The 11,144-nt window shown below is 64.0% G+C and carries 12 protein-coding genes and 1 pseudogene; 6 read left to right on the forward strand and 7 right to left on the reverse strand.

The features are described from left to right. Window positions 1-96 precede the first annotated feature (96 nt). Window positions 97-1,059 (forward strand): sugar-binding transcriptional regulator, encoded by a 963-nt coding sequence (locus tag ACK5L9_RS00955; RefSeq protein ID WP_416909575.1) that lies wholly within the window; start codon window positions 97-99, stop codon window positions 1,057-1,059. Between the two features lie 376 nt (window positions 1,060-1,435). Here the strand turns inward: ACK5L9_RS00955 and ACK5L9_RS00960 are convergent, their stop codons facing one another. The 6 genes from ACK5L9_RS00960 to ACK5L9_RS00985 all read right to left on the reverse strand — a co-directional run bounded on the left by ACK5L9_RS00960 (window position 1,436) and on the right by ACK5L9_RS00985 (window position 7,453). Further along, window positions 1,436-2,071 (reverse strand): nucleoside/nucleotide kinase family protein, encoded by a 636-nt coding sequence (locus tag ACK5L9_RS00960; protein WP_416909576.1) that lies wholly within the window; start codon window positions 2,069-2,071, stop codon window positions 1,436-1,438. Window position 2,072: 1 nt separating this feature from the next. Next, on the reverse strand, window positions 2,073-2,921 hold the full coding sequence (locus ACK5L9_RS00965; protein WP_416909577.1) for a sugar phosphate isomerase/epimerase family protein: 849 nt from the start codon (window positions 2,919-2,921) through the stop codon (window positions 2,073-2,075). Window positions 2,922-2,925: 4 nt separating this feature from the next. Next, window positions 2,926-3,915: an ABC transporter permease gene (locus tag ACK5L9_RS00970; protein ID WP_416909578.1), complete on the reverse strand. Its 990-nt coding sequence runs from the start codon at window positions 3,913-3,915 to the stop codon at window positions 2,926-2,928. Further along, the gene (locus ACK5L9_RS00975) at window positions 3,912-4,907 is read right to left on the reverse strand and encodes an ABC transporter permease (protein WP_416909579.1); all 996 of its coding nucleotides are present in this window, start codon (window positions 4,905-4,907) and stop codon (window positions 3,912-3,914) included. Before ACK5L9_RS00975 ends, ACK5L9_RS00970 begins: the two co-directional genes overlap by 4 nt. After that, the gene (locus ACK5L9_RS00980) at window positions 4,900-6,405 is read right to left on the reverse strand and encodes a sugar ABC transporter ATP-binding protein (protein ID WP_416909580.1); all 1,506 of its coding nucleotides are present in this window, start codon (window positions 6,403-6,405) and stop codon (window positions 4,900-4,902) included. Before ACK5L9_RS00980 ends, ACK5L9_RS00975 begins: the two co-directional genes overlap by 8 nt. Window positions 6,406-6,472: 67 nt before the next feature. After that, window positions 6,473-7,453, reverse strand: coding sequence for a substrate-binding domain-containing protein (locus ACK5L9_RS00985; protein WP_416909581.1), 981 nt, complete (start codon window positions 7,451-7,453; stop codon window positions 6,473-6,475). Between the two features lie 185 nt (window positions 7,454-7,638). On the opposite strand from ACK5L9_RS00985, the gene ACK5L9_RS00990 reads away from it, so the two are divergent. The 5 genes from ACK5L9_RS00990 to ACK5L9_RS01010 all read left to right on the forward strand — a co-directional run bounded on the left by ACK5L9_RS00990 (window position 7,639) and on the right by ACK5L9_RS01010 (window position 10,734). After that, on the forward strand, window positions 7,639-8,685 hold the full coding sequence (locus ACK5L9_RS00990) for a LacI family DNA-binding transcriptional regulator (RefSeq protein ID WP_416909582.1): 1,047 nt from the start codon (window positions 7,639-7,641) through the stop codon (window positions 8,683-8,685). Between the two features lie 54 nt (window positions 8,686-8,739). Continuing rightward, the gene (locus tag ACK5L9_RS00995) at window positions 8,740-9,183 is read left to right on the forward strand and encodes a hypothetical protein (protein WP_416909583.1); all 444 of its coding nucleotides are present in this window, start codon (window positions 8,740-8,742) and stop codon (window positions 9,181-9,183) included. A gap of 217 nt (window positions 9,184-9,400) precedes the next feature. Next, window positions 9,401-9,787, forward strand: a complete 387-nt coding sequence (locus tag ACK5L9_RS01000) for a hypothetical protein (protein WP_416909584.1) — start codon at window positions 9,401-9,403, stop codon at window positions 9,785-9,787. Further along, entirely contained in the window at window positions 9,739-10,524 is a 786-nt protein-coding gene (locus ACK5L9_RS01005; RefSeq protein WP_416909585.1) for a cytochrome P450, read from the forward strand. The genes ACK5L9_RS01000 and ACK5L9_RS01005 overlap by 49 nt, the downstream gene beginning before the upstream one ends. A 57-nt stretch (window positions 10,525-10,581) precedes the next feature. After that, complete coding sequence (locus ACK5L9_RS01010) at window positions 10,582-10,734, forward strand: hypothetical protein (protein ID WP_416909586.1); 153 nt, start codon at window positions 10,582-10,584, stop codon at window positions 10,732-10,734. A 4-nt stretch (window positions 10,735-10,738) separates the two neighbouring features. Here ACK5L9_RS01010 and ACK5L9_RS01015 read toward each other — a convergent pair. Beyond that, window positions 10,739-11,144: pseudogene (locus ACK5L9_RS01015) on the reverse strand (sugar isomerase); the annotation flags it as partial.

Below are 11,144 nucleotides of genomic sequence, written 5' to 3' on the forward strand. Positions count from 1 at the left end.
AAATTTTCACATGTAAGAAGAATTATACAGTTGTAATACGCGCGGCTGACGCCAAAATCCGTTGACAACGATCCGCAGGCGATGTGAGAGGCCCGAATGCCGAATGATGGTCCCCCTGACGCCGATGCCTTCATTGTCGAAGTGTGCTGGCATTATTTCGTGAACGGAATGACCCAGGCGCAGATCGCCAATGCGATGGGCGTCACGCGTCTGCGCGTGAATCAGGCCATTCAGCGCGCCCGTTCCCTCGGCATGGTCAAGATCGAGATCGATTCGCCGTTTCTGGCCCGGTTCGAGTTGCAAGAGGAACTGCAGGACCGTTTCGGACTGACGCGGGCGGTGGTGGCACCGGCCAATCCCGAAAACTACAACTATCATACCGCCTGCGGCGCGGCGCTGACCAGCTTCATGTCCGAGCGGCTGCTGTCGGGCGAATGGCGACGGATCGGCGTGTCCTGGGGCATGACATTGCAAAGCGCCATTGACCGGCTGAGACCGCAGGCTTTGCCCGATATCGAGGTCATCTCGATGATCGGCGGCACCAGCCGGGGCGAGGCGTTCAACGCCTTCGGCATCGCCTCGGGGCTGGCGGGGAGGTTGGGCGCGCGCTATTCGCTGCTGGCCGCGCCGGTCTTTCTGGCCCCGCAGATCGATCGCGCCGCCTTTCTGTCGCAGGCCATCTTTCAAGAGCATTTCGACAAGCTGTCCTGTCTGGATATTGCGATCATGACCGCCAGCGACATATCGGAACGCAGCTATCTGATGCGAACGGGCCTGCCCGCCGGGATAGGGATGGACAGCCTGAGGGCGGCGGGTGCCGTCGGCGATGTCGTCGGTCGTTTTCTGGACCATCAGGGACAGATGGTGCACACGCCGCTGGATGATTGCACCATAGGGATCGATCTGGACGTGCTGCGCGGCGTGCCCGAGCGCGTCCTTGCCGCCGCCGGCCCGCACAAGACCGGGATCATCCGGGCGGTGCTGGGGGCGGGGCTGGCGAATGTGCTGGTCACGGACGACATGACGGCGCGGTTGCTGTCAGAGGAACAACGGCGCTGAAGCTCAACCGCGCCCCCGGTGTAACCGCTGCTGCTGCACGACGGCGATCTTTTGCGTGACGGTACCGCCGCAGATTTGCGTCCCGCGATAGCCGGGGGAGCTATGCGCCCCCCGGACCCCCTGCAAAAGCCTGCGGCGGGCTTGCCTGTGCTGGCGGGGGTGCCGCTTGCCGGACCGTGATGCGACATGGCGGAATGCCGGATGGCCAAGGCGGTTCCACGGCAGCCCCGAGAACGGATCGCGGTTAGCCTTCGGCGGTACAGGTCTGCTTTTCGGGTCCGCCGGATGACAAGAGCAGCGTTGCACAGGCGGCAGCATCAGCGTGAAATCAAAAAATCAAAGCCTGACAACAAGATCAGATAAAAGTCGTCAGGCTTTATTGCAGCATCAGGACCAGATCGGCCGCCGCGCTTTCGGTCGTGACGACCCGGCCATTCGGCAGGTCGTTCCCGTCCAGCTTGAAGGCGATCTCCTGTTCGGACAGGCCGAACCTGACCCATCGGTCGCGCAGCCGTCGCGCCAGTTCCGCCTCGGCGATGTCGATCATCACCGTCAGGTCGAGCAGCGGGCGTAGCGCCTGCCAGGGCGGGCGGTTCAGCAGCAGGTAATTGCCCTCGGTCAGGATCAGCCGGACCGAAGGCGGGATGATCCTTGCACTGCCGCGCGAGATTTCAAGATCGCGGTCAAAGACCGGAACCGCAACCTCTTCCTCGGAGGGGTCGCGCAGGCGGCGCAGCATTGCCGCCAGCCCCGCCACGTCGAACGTGTCGGGCGCGCCTTTCCACGGGTGCCGCCCCCGCGCATGCAAGATTGCGTCGTCGTAATGGAACCCGTCCATCGGCAGGATCGCCACCGCGCCAGGATGGGTGCCGTCCAGATCCCGCGCCAGCCTTTCGACCAGAGTTGACTTGCCCGAACCCGGCGCTCCGGCGATGGCCAGAACCTGACGGCCAGGCCGCGCCAGAAGATCGCGCGCGGCCCCGGCAAGCCCGGCAAAATCCGTCCGCGCCACCCTAGACCAGCCGGTATTGCGCGGCCTTGTTGCGCAGGAAGGGCAGGCCCTTTGACATCACCTCGTCATGGCTGGCCGCAACCGGACGCCAGACCGCCAGCCCAAAGCCGATTTCCGGCGGCATGTTGATGAAGCTTTCCATCGCCAGCCCGCCCCTGAAGCCGATGGCGGCAAGGGTCGCGAACACCTCGTCCCAGTCGCAGGTGCCTTCGCCCGGCGTGCCCCGGTCACTTTCGCTGAGATGGATGTATTTCAGAAACTCGCGCGCATCCAGAATGCCGTTTGCCGCGCCCTTTTCCTCGATATTCATATGGTAGGTATCCAGATGAATGAAGATATTGTCCGCGCCGACGCGGTGGATCATGTCGCGCGCCTGCCAGCCGGTATTGATCAGGTGGTTCTCATAGCGGTTGACTGGTTCGATCCCGAACAGCAGGCCGATCTTTTTGGCATGGGCGGCGGCGGGGGCCAGCGCGCGGGCGATATTGTCGTATTCCGCCTCGGTCGGGCTGAGGCCGGTACGCTGGCCGATGCCGCCGAAAGTCACGCCCGACAGCGCCTCGGCCCCGCAGGCCTTGGCCTTGTCCAGCGCCAGCTTCAGGTAATCGACCGCCTTTTCCGGGTTGACCGAGGGCCAGCATTCCTTGGGCAGGCCAAGCGAACAGACCGCGCGCAGGCCGTTCTTTTCCAGCAGGCCGCGTGTGTGGTCGGTATCGATATCGCGCGGGCGCAGCATCGGGATTTCGATGAAATCGACGCCGTATTGCTTTGCCCCGGCCACGGCGCGTTCCGCGCCCTCGCGGTCCCAGTTCATCGTCCACATGCTTGTGTGAACACCAAAACCTTCCATGAGTTCAGTCCTTTCTGCCAAATAGTCTGAAAATCTGGCCGGATCGCAGGATCATCACGGCGATCAGGAACAGGCCCCAGACGGCGGTTGCAAGATGTTGGTTGGCCCCGACCATGTTCAGTCCCGATGACAGGATTTGCAGGATCAGCACCGACAGGATGACCGGCGCGACCTTGCCATGCCCGCCGAACGGATCGATGCCGCCCAGAAAGATCGCCAGCACCGTGACCAGCAGCAGCGCCTCGCCATGACCCACCCGGACCGAGTTGAAGCGCGCCGCCATCAGGATACCGGCCACCGCGCACAGCGTGCCGGACAGCGCATAGATCAGCACCAGCGTGCGTTTGGTGTTAATGCCGGAATATTCCGCCGCACGGATGTTCGATCCGACCATGTAGACGGCAAAACCGTGGCGAGAGCGGCGCAGCATGATGTGCCAGACCAGCGCCACGACGCCGAACAGCAGCAGGGGCGCGGGCAGGCCCATCAGCGTGCCATGTCCCAGAAAGGCCAGTTCACGGGGAAAGCCGGAAATATCTCCGCCGCGGGTCAGAAATTCGCCCAACCCGCGCAGAAAGATCATCATCGCCAGCGAGACAAGGATCGGATGCGCGCCGACATAGGCGATCACCGCGCCCATGACCGCGCCCGCCAGCGTGCCGACGGCCAGCGCGGCCAGCGCGCCAAGGATGATCGCGAAGGCCCCCGCCTCGGGTCCGCCCGCCTGCAACAGCACCCAGGCCAGCGCAAGACCCGAGATATTGGCGGTATAGATAATGGCCAGGTTGAACCCTCCGGCGATCATCGGGGCAAGCATGGCCAGCGTCAGCACCCCTAGCAGCGGCGCCTGAAAACCCATCGAGGACAGGCTGGCCCCGGTCAGGAATTTCGGGCTGGCCAAACTGAAGCCGACCATCATCGCCGCCATCAGGATCAGCAGGCCAAAGCTTTCGCGCCCGAACAGCGCGCGGGAACGTTCGATCAGCGCGGTCATTTGCGGCCCTCCTGCCGTTTGTTGCCAAAGCCCGCGAAAGAGATGTTCGAAGTCGAGATCGCGATCAGGATCGCGGTACCGATGATCATCTGGAACGCGAAGGGCGAAATGCCCATCAGGTTCAGCCCGTTCTGTGTGACCGCCACGAACATGACGCCAAGGATGCAGCCGGTAATCGTGCCGCGCCCGCCCCCCAGCCGCGCGCCGCCCAGAACGACCGCCGCCAGCACCTCCAGCTCGCGGCCATAAAGGGCGTTGGGCACGACCTCTTGCACGATATTGACCTGCATGAGCCCGGCAATCCCCGCCATGAACCCGCACCAGCCAAAGGCCAGCGCCTGCATGACGGCGATGCTGACGCCTGCGCGACGCGCACCTTCGGGATTGTCACCAAAGGCGTAAAGCTGCCTGCCGACATTGCTGCGCCGGATCAGCGCCCAGGTCAGCAGGACACAGACGATCATCACGGCGAAGGGCAGGGTCAGTTCCGACCATGTGCCATTGGCGGCCTGATGTTCGAACAGGATCACCCGGTCTGTCCACCAGTCGGGCAGGGCATAGATGCTGCGCCCGCCGCTGAAAAACATCAGCAGCCCGAAACAGGCGTTGAAGGTCGCGATCGTGACCACGATCGAGATGATGCGGAACCGGTGGATCAGCCCGGCATTGATCAGCCCCAGCCCGATCCCGATCAGCCCGCAGGACAGAAAACCCAGCACCCAGTTGCCGCCGCCGATCCCGATCAGGAACTTGGCCGCCAGATATTGCACGGCGGATGACGCCACCGCGAAGGAAATGTCGATTCCCCCGGCGATCAGCACCACCAGCAGGCCCACCGCCCAGATCAGGTTGACCGAGTTGTTGTTCAGAAGCGAGGTGATGTTCCCCATGGTCAGGAACGTGTCAGTTGCCAGCGACAGGCCGACGCACAGGACGATCAGAACGATCAGCAGGCGGAACTCGATCTGACGGTTGCGGATCAGGTTATTCATAGATCGCCCTTTCCAGCCCCGCCACATCGGTCACGCGCGGATCGTATTCGCCCACGATCCGGCCATGGGCCATGTGCAGCACCCTGTCGGCGTTGAACAAAACCTCGGGCACCTCGTCCGAGATCAGCAGGATCGCCAGCCCCTGTTCGGCCAGATCGCGCACGATACGGAAAATGCCGGCGCGCGCTCCGACATCGACGCCTACCGTGGGGCTGTCGAGGATCAGCAGCCTTGGCTGCGTCGCCAGCCATTTCGCCAGCACCACCTTTTGCTGATTGCCCCCCGACAGGGTCGAGATGGCATCCTCGGGCTGGCCGATCTTGATGCCCAGACGGCCCACCCAGTCGCGGGTCAGATCCAGCTTGGCGGGGCCGGAAATCAGCCCCAGCCCGTCCAGAAGCCGGTCAAGTACCGCAATCGCGGCATTGTCGGCGATGGATTGCTTCTGCAACAGCCCCAGATTCAGCCGGTCCTCGGACACATAGGCCATGCCTTCGGCGATGGCCTCGCGGATCGAGGCCGGGCGATAGGGCTGGCCAAGCAGGGTCATCCTGCCCTGTGCGGGCTGGCCTATCCCCATCATGGCATGGGCAAGTTCGGTCCGCCCCGCCCCCAGCAGGCCGATCAGCCCGACGACCTCGCCCTGACGGATTTGCAGGTCGATGTCCTGAAACTGCCCCGGCAGGCCAAGCCCCTGCGCCTCGAACGCGACAGGGGCGGCGGACATGTCGCGGGCGGCGACCTGGTCCTCAAGCAGATGACCGGTCATCAGTTCACCCAGACGCGCCTGGGTCATGCCCTCGGTCGGATAGACGCCGACCAGCCGCCCGTCGCGCACCACTGTCACCCGGCTGGCGATGTCCAGCACCTCGGCCAACCGGTGACTGACAAAGACGATGGCCACCCCGTCTGCCGACAAACGGCGCACGATGGCCAGCAGCCGGTCGGTTTCCGATTGCGTCAGCGAGGCAGTGGGTTCGTCCATGAAGATCAGCCGCGCGTCGTTCATCAGCGCGCGGGCGATGGCCACGACCTGACATTGCGCGATGGGCAGCGTTTCCAGCGCGGCATCCAGATCCAGCGGGACACCCAGCCGTTCCAGCACTGTGCGGGCGCGTTCCCTCATGCCGCGCCGGTCCACGCCACGCAGGCGCAGGCCGACCATTTCGTCGAAGGCGATGTTCTCGGCCACGCTCATGTTCGGGAACAACGCCAGATCCTGCCAGATCACCGACACGCCCCTTGCGCGCGACTGCACCGGAGTGATGCTGTCCAGCCTTTCGCCGAACAGTTCGAACAGTTCTGCCGCCTCGGGCTGATAAACCCCGGTCACGATCTTGATCAGCGTCGATTTTCCGCAACCGTTTTCACCGGCAAGGCAATGCACCTCGCCTTCGCGCACGTCGAAATCGACATGATCCAGCGCCTTGACGCCGCCAAAGACCTTTGAAACGCCCTTCAGGCGCAGCGCATGACGCCCGGCCCCGCTGTCCAGCATGTCCGCTTTCCCTTGCAACCTGCGCCGCGGGCGGCCTGCGCCCGCGGCATTCCCGTGACCGGCGGGGTCAGAGCCCCATATCAGCCAGCCCGTCCACCGTGTCTGCGTTCAGTTCCAGCAGGTTGTCGGTGATGATATCGCGCCCTTCGGCATCGGGATGCACCACCCCAAGGCCGGCAATGTCGTCGCCATCCTTGATTTCCTGCCCGTCGGCAAGCATCTTGCCAAGCGTGACAAAGACCTGCCCCGCCTGTTCAGGGTTCCACATATAGCCGCCGGTCAGCACGCCGGAATGAACCATCTTGCGGCCCTGACCGGGCGAGAAGGGGCCAAGAACCGCGATTTCGCCGGTCTTGCGACGTTCCTCGACCGCGCGGCCCGCGCCGATCGGACCCTGACTGCCGAAGGCCAGAAAGCCCCGCAGATCCGGGTTCGCAGCGATCAGATCCAGCGCGGTGGCGCGGCTGTCATCGACGTTTTCGGCCACGCCGTAACGGTCGCCGACCAGCTCCAGATCGGGGCGGTTCTCTTTCAGCCAGGCAATCGCCGCATCGGCCCAGGCATTATGCAGCGGCACCGTCAGAGAGCCGACGAAAACCGCGTATTTGCCGGGGCCGGGCGTCTTGTCGGCAAATAGCTTGGCATGCGCCTCGCCAAAGCCTTCGGCCGAGGCAAGCTCGAAATCCCAATCGACATTTTCAAGCCCCGGACCCTCGTGGCCGATGACCTTGATCCCGGCGTCGCGGGCTTTTTTCAACACCGGCTCAAGTGCGGCCTGATCGTTGGGAACCACGCCGATCACATCGACGCCCTTGGCGATCAGATCCTCGATGGCCTGCACCTGCAAGGCGGGGTCGGCCGAGACGGGGCCGATCATCTCGGCGCTGACGCCCAGTTCACCGGCGCGCTTGTTGATGCCGGCCTCCATGGCGTTGAACCAGGGGATGCCGCCGATCTTGACGACGACACCGATATCCTGCGCAAGCGCCGGCCCGGACAGCCCTGCCAAAATCGCGACAGCGCTGGCGAAACCCAGAATCCTTTTCATTTCTTCCTCCCTTCGGGCCCGTTTTGCAGGCACAATTACAATCGATTGTGCAGCTTGGGCAGAAAAATATCCCCGGCATGTCCAGCCGCAGCCGAAACCCGTGAATCGCGTTTGCACAATCGATGTTGCAAATTAGGGCGAGTCGCGGCACGCTGTCAAGGAAATCACCGCGCCGACAGCCGACGATGAAGCCCACGCAAAAGCAGACCATATACGACATCGCCCGCAAGCTGGGCACCTCGCCCTCGACGGTCAGCGCGGCGCTGAACGGAACGTGGAAGGCGCGGCGGATCAAGCCAGAAACCGCCGAACGGATCATCGAACTGGCCGGGCAGACGGGCTATTCGGTGAACCGTCAGGCGCGGGGGCTGCGCACGGCGCGGTCAGGGCTGGTGGGGCTGATCCTGCCCGAGCACAACAACCGCTTTTTTTCCGACATCAGTCAAAGCTTCACGCTGGAGGCACGGCAGCGCGGCCAATGCCCGATCATCATCGCCACTCAGCGCGACCCCGTGGCCGAGCTGAAGACCGTGCAGGATCTGATGGCCTATTCCATCGATACGCTGTTCGTGGTGGGCGCGGCAGAACCGCAGCAGATCAGCGCCTTTTGCCGCAAGGTCGATTTGCCGCATGTCTTTATCGACCAGCCCTGTCCCGGTGCCTCGTCAGTCATCACCGATAACGAGGATGGCGCGCATCGTCTGACCCAGGCGATCATCGCAACATTGCCCGAGGGCCTGCCCCCGCCGCGCGACAGGATCTATCTTCTGGGGGGCGATGCGCGGCTGCATGCCTCGTCGCGGCGGATCGCCGGATTCCGGGCCGGGATCGACGCCCGTTTCGGTACATGCGACCCCGGACAGGTGCTGGCCTGTGGCTATGACCCCGAGGTTGCACTGACCCGGATCCGTGCGTTGTATCGCGAAATCGGCGGCCTTCCTGCGGGAATTTTTGCCAATTCGATCAATGTATTCGAGGCGCTTTTACGATTCTTGGCCGAACTGCCCGAGGCAGAACTGAACTGCGTCTCTATCGGCTGTTTCGATTACGAACCCTATGCCGAATTGCTGCGCATCCCCGTCCACATGATCCGCCAGCGCCACCGCCAGCTTGTCCGCAGGGCCTATGAACTGACCGAACAGAAGCCGCCCCGCCCCGAGCTTATCACCGTCAAGCCCGAGCTTTACCCCGCCCTGCCGCGCCGCGCCGGAATGGACAGGACGCAGGCGTAACGGCCATTCCGGTGTGGTTCACCCGGCCGGCTGCGTTTACTTGTGGGTCAGCCGGTGGGTCAGTCGTTCCAGCATACGCAGAAAAGCCTCTTCGTCGGCACGGCCGATGCCCCCGAACAGGCGGAGGTGGAACTGTTGCGACAGGCGCCGGAACAGCGCGATTTTCTTGTGCCCGGCGCGGCCTTCGATCCGGGGTTGGTGCATCAGCGGCTGGACCGAAGGGGCGCGCTGATTCTGGACCAGCAGGCGCTGACCATCCCGACCGGCGACCGGTTGGAAGATTGGGCCGACAATCCCTTTGCCGCGCGCCAGGCCGATTGCGGCTTTCTTGACGCCATCACCGAGGCGCTGGCCCGGCATGACATCGGCCATGTGATCTGGCAACGCGATCCACATGACGACCTGTGGGGCTGGGACGCGCTACCGCGCTGGCCGGATGGTTGCGACCTGTCCGGCCTGCCTCTGATCGGGAAAAGTCTTCTCCTATCAGCCGCTTGAATGTTCCGCAGCCGCCCTGCCGCTGCTGGCCTTTATGGAGGGCAGGCCCGACACCCAGCCATGGGGCGGGTTGCCGCCGCCGGCGCTGCTGTGCAGCCGGGCCAGCGCTGACGACCATTCGCGAATCTTCGCGCATTGGGTCCGGCTGACAGGCGCGCGTCATATCCTTCTGCACGCCCCCCATCCCGACCGGAATCGCCCGGAATGGTGGCGCAGGGTGCGCGACAACCGGGAGGATCATCATGGCGGCGCGCATCCGGACCTGACGCAGCGGCAAATCGAGGGAATGATCCCCATCCTTGAAACGTTGACCGGGCGCGCGTTTGATCCCGAATGTGATGCTGCCTCAGTGGCATCGGGACTCGGACTGGGCGTTGTCCCATGCAGCGCGGGTCTGTGGTTTGATACATCGTTCTATCGCGCGTTCGAGGAACTGGGTGCGCCCTTCGTCTGGTCAATGTGCCTGCCCTTTGCCGCCGATGGCTACATCTCCAGCGATCACCGAGATCCGCCGCGCTGGCCGATCCTCCTGCCACGCATGAACGGCTGCGGGCCTTGGCACCGGTGGCGTGGCAGGATGAATGGGGCGGGTGCGTCACGCTGATGCGCCATGACGATGTCGCCGCCGCCTCGCGCGCACCTCAGGATTTCGCCGCGACGCGGATGACGGTGATTCCGTCCAGCCCGCGCAAGGATCTGCCACGGCCGCCGCTGCAAAAGGATCCGCCCGAGGCTGATCGCTATCGCAAGGGGCTGAACCTGTTCTTCAACGAAAACCGCATGAAGCGGATGGTGCAGGATCGGGAGATGCTGGTCACTCGTCTGTTCGACGTGCTGCTTGCCAACCCGGCCAAGGCGGATTTTGGCGATCGCTTTGCCGGGCCGTTCACGCAAGGCGCGCTATGCATGCTGGTCGGGCTGGATCTGACCGAAGCGGACAGGATCAGTCGGCTCAGCCATGATTATGTCGTCGCTGCGCAGGCCGAGGATCTGCCCCGCGCGGGCAAGCTGTCGCGCCGCGTCGGTCAGTTCGCCATCGACCTGGCCGCTGACCGCATGGCGCGTCCGCGTGACCCGGAAACCGACATGGTGTCGGGGCTGATCGCCCATGACCCCGACGTAGGCCCCTATACGCATGAGGAACTGGCCGGAATGGTCCGGCTGAACCTGATCGGCGGGCATGTGGTGCCGCGCAATTTCCTGTGCTCGTTGGCCTGGCATATGGCCACCCATCCCGAACATCTGGACCTGCTGCGCCAGAATCCGGATGCGGAACGCGCCTTGATCGAGGAATTGCCTTTATACCCCCTATCGCGGCGTTACCCGGACGGCGACACGTGACACCACGATTGGCGGCTGTCCGATCAAGCGGGGCGATCCGCTGGCCGTGGTCCGCATATGTGCCCCGGCGCGCCGCTGGCCCGGATGATGCTGCGCGAGGTCTTGCAGCAACTGACCGCCAAAAGCGAAAGGCTGACGATCATCGGCCCGCGGGAAATGACGCGCTGGCCCGAATATCGCCCCCTCAGTGTGCCGCTTTCGGTCCGTTGACCGGTCACACGATCCCGCCACCACCACCCTTCGCCCGCGGGCGGAGTTCCGCGACCTTCGCGCGATAGTCCGAGGCGCGGAAGGTCGCGACCGGGTCGATGGCCGCGCCCGCCCGCAGACGGGCCATGGCCAGAATTGGCTCGACATCGGTGCGGAAGGCCGCGCGCAGCGTCGCCGCTGCCATCAGCGCGTCATTGGCCTGCTGGCAGTCGCGCAGCGCAGCGCGATCCACCAGCGAGGCCTGCACAAAGGCGCGCTGAATCTCGCAGGCGCTGACCATCAGGCTTTCGATGGGATCGGTGACATTATGGCTTTGGTCGATCATATGCGACAGGTTCAGGCCGGGCGTGTCCTCAAGCTCGACCAGTTCGTTAAAGACCAGAAACAGGCGGAACGGATCGATGGTGCCA

Origin of the sequence: Paracoccus sp. (in: a-proteobacteria), assembly GCF_047973135.1 — a bacterium.
In the GTDB taxonomy this organism is placed as follows: domain Bacteria; phylum Pseudomonadota; class Alphaproteobacteria; order Rhodobacterales; family Rhodobacteraceae; genus Paracoccus.